Consider the following 15,570-nt stretch of genomic DNA (forward strand, 5'->3'; position numbering starts at 1 on the left):
TACTATTTTAATCATGAAGTACGAGCCGCTGATATGCTCCCGTGCACTTCATAGACATATTCCATAATTTCATCCGCTGCATAAACCCCCGACACTTCCGTAAATCGGTAGTTGACCTCTAGCTTATCCCGCAGCTGTTCCCGATACAATTCACCATGACGCGGAGCAATCGCATAGTCGGCATAATCCAGCAGACAACGGTCCAGTAAAGAGTCACCGGATGCAACCACATCTCCCCCATTGGTAAGGTTGCGGATATGCTCCACAGCTGCCTGTTTATTCACGGCCGCAGGCACCAGATATACTTTACGGCCTTGAATGGATACCTCCCAGCCCATTTCATGCATCATCCGCGCCTTCTCCAGCACCTGTTCCAGCGGCATACGATCCCGTTCAATCACGAAAGCATAAAATAGTTCATCGCAAAAACGTTCGCTTACGACCCAGTCCTCATGCAGCACCTGTCCGAACACCTGACGTGCTTCTTCCGCATGAGCACCATCGCGGCGTACTTGTTCGTGAATACGCCGATTCCACTCTCGGTCCACCTCGCCTCCGACGATGATGTTTCCGCCATTACTCGTCACGGCATATGCGGGAATCAGCTCCGTCTGAAACACGGTGATTCGTCTATACTGTTCCATGGTCCGAGTCGTCACAGGCATAAACATGACATCTGCCGGTAGTGTCTTGAGCCATTGCAAAGCTTGTGCAGAAATAAAGGCCGACGTCGCCCCTTCGATCTGTTCCGCAGGCAGCAGACCAGAGGACTCCAGTGGCACGCCAAGCGAACGTTTGGAATAAATTAGTGTCTGATCCAGATCACTTGCGTAGATCATTCTTGTCCCCCTTTAAGCGGTTTGATGATCCCGCAACAGGAATAGGTCAATCCTTTAAATACCTCTACAGGCACTCCACGATCTTTGGCCAGCAGCATAATATGCTGAAGATTCGGATTATCTTCACGGTCAATCAGAATTTTCCACGGCACCCTGCGGAGCAATACGCGAGTCGTCTCCCCCACTCCCGGCTTGACCAGATTGATATCCCGAATACCAAATGCCTGCTGAATCGCCTCAATATCCCGTAAGCCCTGCCACGTCACTACAGGCGGATTCAATGTCATCTGTTCCGCATATGCAGCCGCCGTTTCAGCCACGGCTTGAAAGTAACCGGATACCGTATCCACAAACGTATTGGACTGATCCACCGACCGCCAGGATTCATAAAATTTAGCCCCATGAAAATCGTCCGGACCTATCAGATCGTCGCGTAATACCGTCCGGCTCATCAGACCCGATACCGTTGAATTCAGACAAGCGCTCGGGATCAAATAATCTTCTCGTGTACCAAAGGTCTCCGAGCAGCTGCCTGGATCAGCCAGCACTGCCAGATCATCATTTAGGCGTAGCCCGTAATCTGCATTCATTTCACGGCAGGCCTCGATCAACACCTGACGAATGGCGCCTTTCCCCGTCCAGCCATCGACAAACTGAAGTTCAATCCCCAGTCCATGCTGCTGTAAAATGTACAAAATAGCATTCCGGTCAATACCTTTGCCACGAATAATAGAAATACTGTAATGCGGCAAGGATACGCCATACTTCCAGTCAATATAACGCTTGGTCAGGATGCCAATGGGCGTTCCCGCTCTGGCAAGAGAAACAATCGCCGTGTTCAGACCTCTTTTTCTCACAATCATCTCAGCCACAGAAGCTGCCGCTAATGCAACCTTTTGGGCAGATTGGGCAAGCGTTTCGTGAAACAATCCAATATACTCTGCTGTGGGCTGGTATTCCACAGGCAGCATTTCTGAATAATGGACTCCAGACTGTATCGCCTCTTCCCGATCCTCTGTCCCTTTTTCCAACGCAACCCGGCTCAAATCCTTCAATAAAAAAGTGACATCCGAGGCAGGATAACTGCCTAGCGGTACGGGCGGATGAATGTTCTTCTGCTGTATTTGCTCCATGAGTGCTTGCTTCATATCCGCGCTCCTTTACTCTCCTGCTTAGTTAAACTGTTAAAATAAACGACATGCACTTTATCACAGCCCAGACAGCTCAATGCATCCAGCATGGGCTTCATTCGCTCTGGGTCCGACTCTCTTTCCAGCAAAACGAATATTTCGTCATACTGACCGGGCTCTACATTATAAATAAAATTGCCTACCGTACTGTCCTCAGGCGAGGGATAGGTCACACCACAAGCGACGCCATACTCTTCTTCCCGGTGGGGATACACCGGGCTGCGTGTCGTCGATTGGTAATAAACATCCGGGCCTAACTCCGCAGCAATGCGCATAGGAATGTACATGAATTCACCCGTACCCATTACCAGTGTGCGTTGCCCTGAACGAAGTTGGTTCAGTCGTGCAGCTGTACGCGTGATTTCTGCATCCAGCGCTGAGTTATCAGCGGATTGTAGACCAAAACGACCTGTATATTTAAGATAAGGAGTTGTATTGGCATACCCGTCAGTTGATAGGGAGCTATGTGATACTCGCTCAAAAGCGGAAGCATCCTTTTCAAGACAGTGGTCATCTACTGAAAAATCTTTGTTAATCTCTACGGTGCTAGTGGCTGCATGCTCAGCGTTTCCAGTCTGTCCGGCATATTCTGTGTGGTCCAGTATCGGTGCTCCCTGTATTTCTATCTTTCCTTTGAGTAAACTTAGAGGTGTAATCCTAATACCTAGCTCTGCTTCCAGATCGGCAAAAGCCTGCTCATCGCTGTCTGTCCGCCAGTCCAATAACGAAGCTATCACATATTGTTTGCGCGGAAAATGCTCCTGAATATCCCGTATAATATTAAGCGTTGTTTTTCCTGTCGTAATCTCATCATCTACCAGCACAATGGGTCCATCTCCGGCAAAAGCATCCTCATTCAGTGCATAACAACGATGATCAACAGCGTGCGAATGCTCTTCTTCAAACCGAATAATAGGCCGAAGGCCCGGAATATCCTCGCGTGTCGTATGAATATATGTAGCACCGTCATCAAACAACCGATACATGCTGTGCCCCAGTGCTGTAGCCGTCTCGGCAAAACCTACAAACTTAATTGGCTCTGGAAAAGCAAAAGCCAAACGTTCATCCATCAGCTTTTCATAGGCCTCTTTCGCATAATTCGAATCAAGAAGTCCTCTCACGGCCTCTCTAATCAGTTTATCCATCTGTTGTCCTGACTGTGGGACAAGCTCTTTATATAGCAGGATTGCCAGTGCTGCCCCACTTAACAGAGAGGTGTATGGATTTACCGGAATATGCTTACCCAGCACCTTGCTGACAAACAAAAACGAACGCTTTTTGTTGACCCGTGCCGCCATCGCAAACAGCTTATCCACAGGAAGACGGAATGGATTATGAGTCTCCCTAATTTTAACGCTGAACTGCTCCAGAATTGGCAGCAGATGTGTTTTCGTGGTTGGGTAAGAGACTGACAAAATGTTGTTGTTCATGTAACACCCCGTATACTTTAGATCTATTTATAATACGATAAGCCCAATTCAAATGAGGCTTAATTTCATTCATTTTGTTGGCATAGGTGCTCTTGAATACACCCAGACTACCGTCGTTACGTTCAACAATCTCAAGTGCATCCATATACTCTTCATGAGTCACCGCATACATGGCCTGTACCGGCTTAATGTGGGACGGATGAATGATCGTTTTGCCGATAATCCCATTCTCTTTATCCATCATAACTTCGCGAATCAGCCCATCCACTGCATCTGAGATGAAGTCCATTCGCAAGTAGCGCCCCGGCTTCCCAAATGCGTCTTCAAAAGGCGACACTCTTAATTGAGGTTTAAAGATACGTTCCCGGTGAGAGAAATATTCCCATACAGGACCGGAAATGACATAGTCCGAGTCCACGCGTCCGAACAAGTTAATAATATCTGCGATGCAGTCCCGAATGACGGCAATCTCATAAATCGTAATATCCGGGCTGCGTCTCAGCCCATACAGACTGGAGAAATCAGTGGCCCCAATTCGTACATTCAGCACATATTCCTGAACCTCGTCCAAAATTTCTTTTATCGCCAGCAGCTCTTTCCAACGGGTTTCCCGATAAATAATTTTAGAGCTTTCAAGAATCGGCAATCCATACAACACAGGCGTGCGGCTTGCGTCTCCTGCCCCTGTATGCATAGTCCGGTTATACTCAGCAATGAGTGCAAAATACGCCCGTCCATTATCAGAGGAGAACTTGGGGAGGACAAAGCCCGTAAGCAGCTCCAGGGTTTCTCCCAAACTGTTCAGCAGTCGTTCCAGCTGTTCCACAGATCGCACACGTACAAACAGCAAAGGTAATTGCTGTTCACTCATCATCCCTGTCCGTACATAGGACAATAGTTGAAACAGTTGCTGTGCCAGCGATTCTTCAGCCTGTCCGACCTGCTGATCCCCTATAGCATCCTCCAAATCCAGAATGACCGTTGTTAGTCCTTCATGCTTTCCATTCTTGATCTCTTCCGCTACTTCCAAGCGAGTCGCCGGCATGTACAAAGCCGCTCCTATGGCATAAGCCAATATACTTTTGGGTGAACGGTTATGAAACTCCATCGGTGGAGTACAAAAGATCGCTTCTACTTCCTCAGAGGTTAAATCATTAAAATATTTCAGGGCCCTTCCCCTCCTCTTGCTCTTTCTTGCCTGACTGAAGCCCTGTGCCTCGGGTATAAAAGAAATCCCCCCTTAGTTTCAGGAGGGATTTCGCTATACTTTGTACATTAAGCCTCTTTGTCGGCCTTTTTCTTTCTTTTCGCCGAGCTAAGAATCATTGTGCCTACAAAGACGGCAATCAAAATGCCGAAGAATAATACTTGCGACATGTGAAAGCCAAAAGCAGCAGCCAGCATTTTACCCCCGATAATGGCGATCATAATAAAGGCTGTCTGTTCCAGTTCCGGAAATTTATCAATGAGCTTGAGGAACACTTGTGCAACACCACGCATCATCAGAACGCCGAGTATACCACCCAGGAACAGAACCCATACTTTCTCGCTCACACCAAAAGCGGCAATGACACTGTCAATACTGAAGGCAATATCCATCAGTTCGACCATTAATACGGTTTTCCAGAAAGAAGTAGGTTTGTTCTTCACTTCTCCATCACCCTCGGACTTGAATAAGCCCTTATAAGCGATGTAGAGCAGATAAGCCGCACCCAGTACCTTAATCAGCGTGAACTTAATCAGGAATGTACCCAAGCCGATGGCCAGGAATCTGAATATATACGCACCTAAAATCCCGTAAAATAAGGCTCTCTTTTGCTGCTCCTTCGGTAAATGCTTAACCATAACTGCGAGAACCAAGGCGTTATCCGCCGACAAAAGACCTTCCAGCAAAATGAGAGTTCCAATAATCCCCCAACTCACCGGGTCAGTAAGCGTACCTACCACATCACTCCATGAAAAGAAATGGCCGTAGTTCTCGCTGATATTTTTAAATAAATCATTCAACATGAAAAGAGTGCCTCCGATAATTCAATTTATTTACTCCCCTGCGTCCAGCGCATGCCCCAGTTATATGCCTGATCCATTTCACGATGACCGCCATAAAACTGTACGAGTCTCTCAATACTAAACGTTTCATCGTTCACATTTTGGATCATTGCAATCGCACACATCCCTTTGCGATTGTCATGTTCATTCATATGAACGATAATGTCTGGCCCGTCCTTCTGGTACAGCGTGACTACCCCGTCTGCTTGTGACCAGTTCGTGACTCCTTCATAAATGAAGGTAAACACCAAAATTCGCTTAATTTCAGAAATTTTGGCACCGTTAATACGAAGATTCTCCCCTGTTTTCACAGAGCCTGTACGGTCGTCACCATCCAGAGCAATGTACGGGAAGCGATTCAGAGAACCGAAAACTTCCCCAAGCGCCTGAACGACACCTTTATCCCCGTTCTTCATCTCATACAAGCAGCCCAGGTCCAGATCGACACCCTTGGAGCCACGACTGAAAAAGCCCTTACTCTGCTGTACCTGATTCCAGTTCAGATTGATTAGGATTTCACCTAATCCGCCTGAGCCTTTTTTCAGGTTAATGGTGTCGCCCTTTTTCTTCAGCTCAATTTTCCGCAGATTCAGATTCACCGGAGTTGCAGATGGCTCTGGCTTTGGAACAGGAGGTGCAGGTGGCGGTGTTGGTGCTGGCCGAGGCGCTGGAGGTGGTGTAGGCCCTGGCGCCGGAGGAGCCGGATTATTTTCCACTTCAATGCCGAAATTTTCACACAACGCATCCAATCCACCGGAAAAGCCTGCGCCTATCGCGTTAAACTTCCATTCACCGTTATGGCGGTACAGCTCGCCTATCACAATGGCCGTCTCGACTGTAAAGCCACTATCCAAATTAAATCGTAAAACCTCTCCATTAACCGGATGAACAAAACGTATAAATCCGCCTTGAACCTGTCCAAAATTTTGCCGTTTCTGATCCGCATCATAAATGGTCAGCGTAAACGCAATCTTCTCGATATGGGAAGGTATTCTGGTTAGCTCCAGCGAAAACTGTTTCTTGTCACCAAACTGTTGTCCATCTGAATAGGTGATAAAGGGTGTGGTCGGATTATTGTAGAAGATCAGATCCTCATCGCCCGATACCTTCCCTCCAGGGCCTAACAAAAATGCAGAAGTATCGAGTTCCAGAGCCGCTGAGGACTCCCAACCGATCCCTATGTTGACATGGCTCAGGCCCGGATTCGTTTTGGTCAAATCCACCTTCTGTCCTTTTACTACGATAACAGCCATGATTGTGTCACCTTTCTGTCCGTTTGTCGTGTTCAGCGTACGTTCTTCAATGGCTTAAAAAGAAAGGGGTAGCGCCCTTTGGACACCACCCCAAGTGGATATTATTGAGCGTCCAAGCCATAGTTTTTAGCAAGCGCACCCAATCCACCAGCAAAGCCACTACCGATAGCCTGGAATTTCCAGTCCGCATTGTGACGGTAAAATTCACAGAATACCACAGCTGTTTCGGTGGAGAAATCTTCTCCCAAATCGTAGCGCAACACTTCACGATCCGTTGCCGCATCTACCACCCGTACAAAAGCATTGGACACTTGTCCAAAGTTTTGCGCACGGGCCTCATAGTCATAAATCGTAACTGTAATACCGATACGATGGATGTTTGCAGGAATCTTTGCAAAATCAATAATAATTTGCTCGTCATCCCCGTCGCCCTCACCTGTGCGATTATCGCCTGTATGAGTAACAGCACCCGCACCACCTGTCGGGTTATTGTAGAATACAAAATCGTCAGCTGCCTTCGCTTTACCATCCTCATATAGCAGGAAAGCCGAAGCATCCAAGTCAAATTCAGCGCCACCACTGTATTTATTGGTATCCCAGCCAAGACCTACGACCACACGAGTCAAGCCTGGATTCGTTTTGGTCAGATCAATCCGTTGTCCCTTAGAAAGACTAATCGTCATACTGCATACCTGCCTTCTTCGTGTAGATTTTTTTAAGCTAAGCCGTAATCACGTGTCAACCCTGCAAGACCATCCTGGTAGCCGCTACCAATGGCATTAAACTTCCACTCACCGCTATGGCGATACAGCTCGCCTACCACGACGCCTGTTTCGATCGAGAAATCTTCTCCCAGATCAAAGCGAACCAATTCTTCGTTGTTTGCTTCATTTACAATACGCGCATAAGCACGGGACACTTGTCCAAAGTTTTGGCTGCGTTCTTGTGCATCATAGATCGTAATCGTAAAAGCGATCTTTTCTACGTTAGCAGGTACATTGCTCAGATCAACTTTAATTTGCTCGTCATCTCCGTCACCTTCACCTGTGCGGTTATCTCCGGTATGAACGACAGAACCGTTCTCGTTTTGTGGATTATTAAAGAAAACGAAGTTCTTTTCCGTTTCTACTTTGCCGTCCGCATTCGCCAGAAATACGGATACGTCCAAGTCAAAATCCTTACCACCATCGTACTTATTGGTGTCCCAGCCGAGACCAACCATAATTTTGGACAAACCTGGGTTTGTTTTCGTCAAATCAATTTTTTGACCTTTAGATAAGTTAATTGCCATGAGTAAGTACCCCGTTTCTCATTAGTTTTGTATGAGCAACCTAAATTACATGTAACGCTCAGCCAGCACATCAATATGTACGGCATGGGTGCCTGCACCGATTGCAGCAAACTTCCATTCGTCATTGTGGCGATAGAGCTCCCCGCAGATCAGCGCAGTCATTCCCTCAAAATTATCAGATAAATTAAACGTCACCAGTTCCTTGGAGTTGGCACCGTCCAGAATGCGGATATACGCTTTCTCGATCATGCCGAAATCCTGTTTCCGGTTTACGCAATCATATATATTCACAACAACAAGCACTTTATCGACATTGGCCGGAATCCGTGCCAGGTCAATCATAATTTGTTCATCATCGCCGTCACCTTGTCCGGTCAGATTATCACCGGAATGCACGACTGAGCCGCACGGGCTTTTTTTATTATGGAAGCATACTACATTGTCAGACTGAGTTAGTTTCCCGTTAGCATCCAGCAAAATGGCAGAAGCATCACAATCAATATTGGGTTGCTTCTTGAAGCCAAAAAATCCTTTGGACTGCACTGGGTCCCATCCCAATCCGGCTATAACCTTGGTTAGTCCTGTGTTTCCCTTGGTTAAATCAATTTTCTGGCCCTTGACCAGATTAATTACAGCCACTGATTAACACACCTCCCTTCCGTAAAATTTACAGACTAAATTCAGACGGATTCAAACCAAGCGCGCCACAAATCTCAGCAACAATCCGTTGCTCATTGGCATCAAAGTCACCGTCAGCTGCACCAATCGCACTGCATACGCCGACGACAAGTCGACCTACTTCAGGCTTGCCTTTCAATTTACCAATCGCTTTCAATGCTTCCTGTTTGCCGATTTCAGGTGAAAATTCAAAGTTCGCTACATAGTGATTGAAACGGTTGATGACCTCACCCATATCAAACACTTTCAATTCTTCACTAATATTTATGTATCCGGCCATTTTTGTTTTCTCTTCCGGACTAATAGTACCGTCGGCAAATGCTACTAATGCACAACCTGCAACAACAGCTTCCATAAAATCTTTATTCTTAAATTTCTTAACCTGGTCTCCAAGTCCTTTTTTAGTTGTATTCAACCAATTTTTAAATGTACTCATATTTCCCTCCACAATTACGTATTTGGGTATAATCTATCCTAGTTAATTTCTTCCTTTACTATAACCTGAATTACGATCTTATTCTACAATAATATACAAAAATGCGGTAAATCTGATCTACCTTTTATAGGTATACTCTCTATCTTTAGCCCTATTTTCTGTCGAAAGTATCCCTTCCATTATCCCCCATTAGATAGTGCAATTGCAAGTTTGTAGAATGGTAGACTTCTATGGATATGCAACAAAATACAATTGCTGTTCTACATATACGGTTTTGCTAAGGTAAACGTTGCGCATACTTGCGGATCAACAGCATACAAAAATAGCGTCGACCAAATTTAGGACGACGCTATTTTCACTTCAATTTATTAGGTTCGGTGGTACTATAGCTACTCTTTTAATTCCGAAGCTGAAAAACTCTGTCTAATGCAGGATATCTCTTTCACGTTGTTTAAACAAGTGACACACGCTGTCTACACATTTTATTAAGAGTCTGTAAGCAACTCTGTTTTAGCTTTTTCAATTGCTTCGTCACGGCTCTGCACTTGCATTTTTGAGTATATGGTCGAAATGTAGTTTCGAACAGTTCCTTCAGACAAGTGAACCTTGCTTGCAATTGCTTTATAACGGTGTCCTTCAGTTAAACAATGTAGAATTTCCAACTCCCGCTCTGTCAGTCCATAAGGATTCTTCATCGTCCCCGTCATTTGCTGAAACAGTGTACCTGCTACTTCTTGGGTAATCATCGTTCCTCCGTGATGCACTAGCCGTATCGTATTAGCCAGCTCTCTTGGATCAATTGTTTTTAGTACATAACCTTCAGCACCCAAAGCAAGTGATTTCGTAGCATACGAAATGTCATCAAAGGTTGTGATCATAATTACACGTATGTTAGGCCAGCTTTCTTTAATTAACTTCGTCGCAGTAATACCGTCCATCTGGGGCATATGTACATCCATTAATACAACGTCTGGGGGATCGCTGGCACATCGATCTACAGCAACGTTCCCGTCTTCTGCCGTTTGAATTCGAAAATCAGGTTCGTTTTTGAGCAACAGGCCTAAACTGTCCCGAATGAGTAATTGATCATCCACCAACAATACCTTGATCTCTGGATTACTAACATCTGTATCCTGAAGTAATGGTATAGAACAGGTCACAATCGTTCCTTCGCCTTCTTTGGAATGAAGGTATAGCTTGCCTTGAAGGGACGAAAGCCGCTCTTTCATTCCTGAAAGACCAAACCCGAACTTAATTTCGTCACTTCCCTTCCCATTGTCCTGCACCTGCAAAATGATCTGGTTATGGTCGTAGTGAAGAAGCACCTGAATAGAATTGGCATGCCCATGTCGGCTGGCATTAGTCAATAATTCTTGTAAACAGCGGTACAAGGTCAGTTTTGACTGTTTTAGTACAGGAAGCGGCTCCCCCATCGTTCTGAACACAACACGAATGGCAGTATTTTTTTTGAATTCATTAATTATATTGAGCAAGGATAAATCCAAAGAGGGATCTTCCTCCATAGGGTCCATCTGATGAACTTGCTTTCGGATATCTTCGAGCCCTGTTCGACCAAGTTGAAGAACAGATTGCAATCTTTCTATCCCCTCTTCAGAAGAGATATAAGGACGTAATGTTTCCATACTTAAGATAATGGAAGTGAATGTATGACCAATCGAGTCATGAAGCTCGCGTGACATGCGATATCTTTCTTCCAATAGTGTCATCTGTTCAACCTGTGTTGAATACTGCTCAAGAGTCTGATACTGCTTTTTTATTAATTCGAGTTTTTGTTTGATCCGATCTATAGAACGAAATGCCATTTGTAATCCGAAACCAATACCGTATACAAACGAAGCATCCACTAAGTTCTGGAATACGTCCTCTATCGTCCAATGAAACGCCCCTCTTCCTCCCAGACAAAACATCAACAACGCAAGAGGAAAAGTTACCGCATGTGAACGGCCGCGGCTATAAAACGCAATCGTAAAAACAGCTGGCAAAAATAGCCGGACAAGCTCATATTGATGAGCAAATAGCAAAGAAATTCCACCCACTAGAAATACTTCAGCCAACAAATACCAGAGATAATGGCTTCGATCAATGAACAAAGGTAGTGAATAGCAAACGAGAACAGTGATAAATACAACAGTGAAAGGGAAAGATGGGCGGTCTTGATACGATAGCAAAACAAAGCAAATCAACCACAAGATTCGGAATACAGCAACAATCCATTCCTGCCAAGACCAGCGCATATTGCATCCAAACATGTAAGTACCCCATTCTTCTTAAATTAAGGTAATTTTTTCAATCTTTTCACATCATAACAAGGTCATGACATTTTGTCACTAGGGAGTATGACTGCACTCCTGATACTTTATAGACAATCAAACTGCTGGCGGGGAGGGAATCGTTGTTGTCACTATTACAGATTCGTAATTTAAGTAAAAAGATTGGGAAGAGAACCATTGTTGAAGGATTGTCCTTGGATGTGAAGGCGGGAGAAATCATGGGTCTTGTTGGCCCAAATGGAGCGGGCAAGACGACCACTATTCGGATGATCGTAGGTTTAAGTTCAAAATCAGGAGGCCAGGTATTTATCCACGGCCAAGATATCGATCGCTCCTTCGAAAAGGCAATGAGACATGTAGGGGTTATCGTCGAAAATCCAGATCTGTACAAATATCTATCCGGCTATGACAATCTGATTCATTTCTCAAGAATGTCTCCAGGGGTTTCTTCGGAACGTATTCAGGAAGTAATCTCGCTCGTTGGACTTGAGGACAGCATTGATAAGAAAGTGGGAACTTATTCTCTTGGCATGAAGCAGCGACTGGGATTAGCCGTTGTACTGGCCCACAAACCTTCCTTACTTGTGCTTGACGAGCCTACCAATGGTTTAGACCCAGCAGGAATAAGAGAGCTTCGGGAACATTTAATCAATCTGTCTCAAAAAGAAGGCGTTGGTGTTCTTATTTCTAGCCATCTTATGGCTGAAATGGAACTGATGTGTGATCAGGTAGCGATTTTAAATAAGGGAAAACTGATTGGTATCCATAATGTAGCTGAGATGATGGATAATCGGCTTGCTCCTGTTCGGTTTGAAGTAGATAGACCCGAATTGGCTCTTCCGGTATTCCAGTCCATGCTGGCGGGGAAAGAAATTATTGCAGATCAACAAACTCTACAAGTTGACATTACAAAGGATCAAATTCCGGGTATTACAAAAAAACTTATGGATACGGGGGTGAACATATACAGCGTTCAGATCACGAAACAGACACTAGAGGATAAATTTATTGAAATCACAGGGGGAATTGAAAAGTGATTCAGTTAATTCGCAATGAAAACATGAAGATTTATAAGCGTAAACGCACCTGGTTTATCATCATACTGCTTATTTTGTATGTATTAATCCAGATGGCCAATTTAAAAAGTTCTGGTATGACTGAGTACAATGAAGGCTGGAAAACACTTTTACAGCATGAAAATTCGAAGCTAACGAGAGATGCAGCAAAGTCAGACGCTCTACCCATTGAGAAAAAAATGGCAGCAGAAAAAATTTTGATGAATCAGTATTATTTGGACCATAACATCGCTCCTCAATCCAATGCTTGGAGTTTTACAGTGAGTCAATCCAGAAATTTAATTGTAGGTATCTCTCTTTTAGCTCTTATCGTGGCTGGCGATATTGTAGCCTCTGAGTTTTCTGCCGGTACAATCAAATTTTTACTGACACGTTCAGCTACACGCTCGAAAATTTATTTTTCTAAATATATTGCAACTCTCTTGTTTGGGATATTTTTGGTTCTGCTCACTTTTCTGGCTGCCATATTTTTCGGCGGTTTAATGTTTGGCTTTAAGGGGATCGGCGATCCCTACTTATTCGTCAAGGATCAAACCATTCAGCAGGCAGATATGATTCAAGCCTTGTTAGGTGGTTTTTTATTTAATATACCTTTTATGGTTATCGTGTTGACATTTGCATTCATGATTTCTGCAGCATTTCGCAGTGTTACATTTTCTATTGTATTCTCTATGCTGGCAGCTATAGCAGGATTCGTCTTGAGTATCACCATGAATGGATGGCCTTGGACAAAATATTTTGTGTTTTCCAGCACAGATCTCAATCCTTATTTTTTTGGAACGACGCCAGTGGAAGGAATGACCCTGGGCTTCTCACTGTTCCTCCTTCTACTTCATCTGGTCGCTATGCATCTCGTTTCATATCCTATTTTTACAAAACGGGATGTAATCTAAATCTATACTAACTATTCTGAAATGGAGTGATTGAAATGAAATGGCTCACTACTTTAGTGATGATCTCAATGTTACTGTTAACTGCGGCCTGTTCATCCAAACCTGCAACATCTTTAAACAAGGAACTTGAACTATCATCTGCCGGTATTTCCAGCTTAGTTTTAGATAATAGCAACGGTCAAATTGAAGTTGTCGGAAAAAACAATACAGATAAAATACAAGCCAGTGTCGTTGCTAATGGCAGCAACATGGATAAGCTAAAATTAAGTCTGGAGGGAAAAGATGGTGTAGCTACGCTTAATACTTTTTTCGAAGGCCAATTCATGTCAACAGGTCCCCAAACGGTTGATGTCAAGCTCACCATTCCGGAACAAATGAAACTAGAAATTAAACATCCGCATAGAGATGGAGATATTCAAGTAACCAATTTAGCCTCGGATGTAAGCATTGAAAATGTGAATGGTAATATCACGCTTAAAGAAATCGGTGGAGCCATTGATTTAACCAACAGAGATGGGGGAATTACTATTCAAAATAGCTCATCCGACGTCAATATTGAGAATGTAAACGGACATATTCAAGCAGATAAAATAGGGGGTACTGCATATATTGAGTTAGGTGACGGCTCTCTGGATATTGATCAAGTTGCAAAAGATGTTGTCATTATTCAGAGCGGCAATGGAAAAGTAAGCATCGGTGATGTGAAGGGGAAAGTAACTCAAAGCAAAAAATAACTGAAAGACCAAAAGGCCAACTTAAGTTGGCCTTTCCATTAACATCAGGTCCTTCAATCACATCATAAGCAGAAATTCAGTTTATAATGCTGATACCCGTTCTTTTTCACCTACGCTATTAAGGACTGGTTCGGCATTTTGACTGAAAAAGTTACGTAATTCTTTGTTCTTATGAGCCATGATACCCATCACCAGAGCAACTATTCCCGAAGCCAGAGGAAGGTATACCCAATGGATTCTATCCAATAGTATTCCGTACAACCCGATTCCGAGCGGAGTTGCTAGCATAGTGATCGAGCTGATTACACCAAACACCCCGGCTCTAATATGTTCTGGAGTATACAGTTGCACATAAGATATCATGGGGACATTACTCATCGAATTAAAAAATCCGGTTACTGCCAAAATCATAATGAAGATGAACGTCATCTGTATCAGGCTTCCTGCTGTTGAGGGAAACAACAATGGGAAACACCATGTTAGGAATAAGATGGCTTGAAGCTGAAACAGCATAAATATTTTGGTAATAACAAATTGATGTACTTTCCGACGTGAAACCACAATGGCTCCTGCAATGACTCCTACGAACCAGGCTCCTTGAATAACAGACAGTTGTTGAGCTGAAAGTTGAAGTTCCTGATAAGTCACATACGGCAGTACAACCTGGATTAACGGAGCCAGCATAAAATTGATGCCAACAAAGATGACAAGTAAATACATGATGGCTTTTTGCTTGTTTATATACGCAAACACGTCTTTTACGCTGTCTAAATAACTTGAGGATACCGTTTGTTCATCAGATTTCCTGAATTGTAACCATAGTTGCATTAATCCAGCCGAAATAAATGTTATTCCGTTAATCATTACAATCGTTTCCAAGCCCCAAGCTCGATAAGTAATTGCACCCAGGATCGGGCCAAGTACATTTATGATTGCTCCTATGCTTTGATAAGAAGAGTTTGCGCTATGAACTTTTTCCCTTTCCACTAAGTTAGGAATTGACGCATTCAGCGTTAGGAACGTAAATGATTGAATTAAGCTTAATATAACGGAAAACACAGCAAGCAACATAACATTGGTTGAGTCCAACAAGAAAATGGGTAAAAAGATTAGTAGCGCTATGCCGCTTAATATTTCGGTTATGACAAGCACTTTTTTCTTATTACTCCGGTCTATAACTACACCTGCAAAAATATTGACAAATACTCCGGGCAGAATGGACAAGCCTAACACCATTGAAAATACAGTGGCCGATCCGGTGATGTCCAAAATATATAGACTTAAAGCAAACTTAAAAATCGAACTTCCTAGCTCGGATATAAGCCTGGTCACAGAAAAAATAAATAGATTCCGGCGAGCATAAAACGAGAATTCCTTTGGCTGATTCATGAGATCCCCCTATTCGGTTAG

The 15,570-nt window shown here is 43.9% G+C and carries 15 protein-coding genes; 3 read left to right on the forward strand and 12 right to left on the reverse strand.

Annotation, left to right across the window (positions count from 1 at the left end; genetic code table 11):
* Positions 1-11: 11 nt before the first annotated feature.
* The 11 genes from ACXHJ2_RS18425 to ACXHJ2_RS18475 all read right to left on the reverse strand — a co-directional run bounded on the left by ACXHJ2_RS18425 (position 12) and on the right by ACXHJ2_RS18475 (position 11,436).
* On the reverse strand, positions 12-839 hold the full coding sequence (locus tag ACXHJ2_RS18425; RefSeq protein ID WP_165080201.1) for an HAD family hydrolase: 828 nt from the start codon (positions 837-839) through the stop codon (positions 12-14).
* Positions 836-1,987, reverse strand: a complete 1,152-nt coding sequence (locus ACXHJ2_RS18430; protein ID WP_165080199.1) for a cysteine protease StiP family protein — start codon at positions 1,985-1,987, stop codon at positions 836-838. Before ACXHJ2_RS18430 ends, ACXHJ2_RS18425 begins: the two co-directional genes overlap by 4 nt.
* Positions 1,984-3,327: a phosphoribosyltransferase family protein gene (locus ACXHJ2_RS18435; RefSeq protein ID WP_165080565.1), complete on the reverse strand. Its 1,344-nt coding sequence runs from the start codon at positions 3,325-3,327 to the stop codon at positions 1,984-1,986. The genes ACXHJ2_RS18430 and ACXHJ2_RS18435 overlap by 4 nt, the downstream gene beginning before the upstream one ends.
* Positions 3,328-3,379: 52 nt before the next feature.
* Positions 3,380-4,567, reverse strand: coding sequence for an HpcH/HpaI aldolase/citrate lyase family protein (locus tag ACXHJ2_RS18440; RefSeq protein ID WP_165080197.1), 1,188 nt, complete (start codon positions 4,565-4,567; stop codon positions 3,380-3,382).
* Between the two features lie 167 nt (positions 4,568-4,734).
* A complete protein-coding gene (locus tag ACXHJ2_RS18445) occupies positions 4,735-5,469 on the reverse strand; it encodes a TerC family protein (protein ID WP_013369621.1) in 735 nt (244 codons plus the stop codon).
* 26 nt (positions 5,470-5,495) lie between these two features.
* Complete coding sequence (locus tag ACXHJ2_RS18450) at positions 5,496-6,761, reverse strand: TerD family protein (RefSeq protein ID WP_040102025.1); 1,266 nt, start codon at positions 6,759-6,761, stop codon at positions 5,496-5,498.
* Positions 6,762-6,862: 101 nt separating this feature from the next.
* Positions 6,863-7,444 carry a TerD family protein gene (locus tag ACXHJ2_RS18455; RefSeq protein WP_013369619.1) on the reverse strand — a complete coding sequence of 194 codons (582 nt, stop codon included), beginning with the start codon at positions 7,442-7,444 and terminating at the stop codon, positions 6,863-6,865.
* Positions 7,445-7,476: 32 nt separating this feature from the next.
* Positions 7,477-8,052 carry a TerD family protein gene (locus tag ACXHJ2_RS18460; RefSeq protein WP_013369618.1) on the reverse strand — a complete coding sequence of 192 codons (576 nt, stop codon included), beginning with the start codon at positions 8,050-8,052 and terminating at the stop codon, positions 7,477-7,479.
* Positions 8,053-8,097: 45 nt separating this feature from the next.
* Positions 8,098-8,691, reverse strand: a complete 594-nt coding sequence (locus tag ACXHJ2_RS18465; protein ID WP_013369617.1) for a TerD family protein — start codon at positions 8,689-8,691, stop codon at positions 8,098-8,100.
* A gap of 28 nt (positions 8,692-8,719) precedes the next feature.
* Positions 8,720-9,166: a tellurite resistance TerB family protein gene (locus ACXHJ2_RS18470; RefSeq protein ID WP_013369616.1), complete on the reverse strand. Its 447-nt coding sequence runs from the start codon at positions 9,164-9,166 to the stop codon at positions 8,720-8,722.
* A 485-nt stretch (positions 9,167-9,651) separates the two neighbouring features.
* On the reverse strand, positions 9,652-11,436 hold the full coding sequence (locus ACXHJ2_RS18475; RefSeq protein WP_025679829.1) for a hybrid sensor histidine kinase/response regulator transcription factor: 1,785 nt from the start codon (positions 11,434-11,436) through the stop codon (positions 9,652-9,654).
* 146 nt (positions 11,437-11,582) lie between these two features.
* Here ACXHJ2_RS18475 and ACXHJ2_RS18480 point away from each other — a divergent pair, with 146 nt between their 5' ends.
* From ACXHJ2_RS18480 to ACXHJ2_RS18490, 3 genes are read left to right on the forward strand one after another with little or no spacing between them, the layout of a single operon-like run.
* Positions 11,583-12,494 (forward strand): ABC transporter ATP-binding protein, encoded by a 912-nt coding sequence (locus ACXHJ2_RS18480; protein ID WP_025679827.1) that lies wholly within the window; start codon positions 11,583-11,585, stop codon positions 12,492-12,494.
* Positions 12,491-13,426 carry an ABC transporter permease gene (locus ACXHJ2_RS18485; RefSeq protein ID WP_016821476.1) on the forward strand — a complete coding sequence of 312 codons (936 nt, stop codon included), beginning with the start codon at positions 12,491-12,493 and terminating at the stop codon, positions 13,424-13,426. Before ACXHJ2_RS18480 ends, ACXHJ2_RS18485 begins: the two co-directional genes overlap by 4 nt.
* A 35-nt stretch (positions 13,427-13,461) precedes the next feature.
* Positions 13,462-14,160: a DUF4097 family beta strand repeat-containing protein gene (locus tag ACXHJ2_RS18490; protein ID WP_040102028.1), complete on the forward strand. Its 699-nt coding sequence runs from the start codon at positions 13,462-13,464 to the stop codon at positions 14,158-14,160.
* Positions 14,161-14,241: 81 nt separating this feature from the next.
* Here the strand turns inward: ACXHJ2_RS18490 and ACXHJ2_RS18495 are convergent, their stop codons facing one another.
* Positions 14,242-15,549: an MFS transporter gene (locus ACXHJ2_RS18495; protein ID WP_165080192.1), complete on the reverse strand. Its 1,308-nt coding sequence runs from the start codon at positions 15,547-15,549 to the stop codon at positions 14,242-14,244.
* Between the last annotated feature and the right edge of the window lie 21 nt (positions 15,550-15,570).

It is taken from the genome of Paenibacillus sp. ALE3 (assembly GCF_054113405.1).

What these genes read in the sequence shown, in the direction of transcription:
- ACXHJ2_RS18425 (WP_165080201.1), bottom strand. Translation starts at nt 839, where the DNA reads ATGATCTACGCAAGTGATCTGGATCAGACACTAATTTATTCCAAACGT.
- ACXHJ2_RS18430 (WP_165080199.1), bottom strand. Translation starts at nt 1,987, where the DNA reads ATGAAGCAAGCACTCATGGAGCAAATACAGCAGAAGAACATTCATCCG.
- ACXHJ2_RS18435 (WP_165080565.1), bottom strand. Translation starts at nt 3,327, where the DNA reads ATGGCGGCACGGGTCAACAAAAAGCGTTCGTTTTTGTTTGTCAGCAAG.
- ACXHJ2_RS18440 (WP_165080197.1), bottom strand. Translation starts at nt 4,567, where the DNA reads ATGGAGTTTCATAACCGTTCACCCAAAAGTATATTGGCTTATGCCATA.
- ACXHJ2_RS18445 (WP_013369621.1), bottom strand. Translation starts at nt 5,469, where the DNA reads ATGTTGAATGATTTATTTAAAAATATCAGCGAGAACTACGGCCATTTC.
- ACXHJ2_RS18450 (WP_040102025.1), bottom strand. Translation starts at nt 6,761, where the DNA reads ATGGCTGTTATCGTAGTAAAAGGACAGAAGGTGGATTTGACCAAAACG.
- ACXHJ2_RS18455 (WP_013369619.1), bottom strand. Translation starts at nt 7,444, where the DNA reads ATGACGATTAGTCTTTCTAAGGGACAACGGATTGATCTGACCAAAACG.
- ACXHJ2_RS18460 (WP_013369618.1), bottom strand. Translation starts at nt 8,052, where the DNA reads ATGGCAATTAACTTATCTAAAGGTCAAAAAATTGATTTGACGAAAACA.
- ACXHJ2_RS18470 (WP_013369616.1), bottom strand. Translation starts at nt 9,166, where the DNA reads ATGAGTACATTTAAAAATTGGTTGAATACAACTAAAAAAGGACTTGGA.
- ACXHJ2_RS18475 (WP_025679829.1), bottom strand. Translation starts at nt 11,436, where the DNA reads ATGTTTGGATGCAATATGCGCTGGTCTTGGCAGGAATGGATTGTTGCT.
- ACXHJ2_RS18490 (WP_040102028.1), top strand. Translation starts at nt 13,462, where the DNA reads ATGAAATGGCTCACTACTTTAGTGATGATCTCAATGTTACTGTTAACT.
- ACXHJ2_RS18495 (WP_165080192.1), bottom strand. Translation starts at nt 15,549, where the DNA reads ATGAATCAGCCAAAGGAATTCTCGTTTTATGCTCGCCGGAATCTATTT.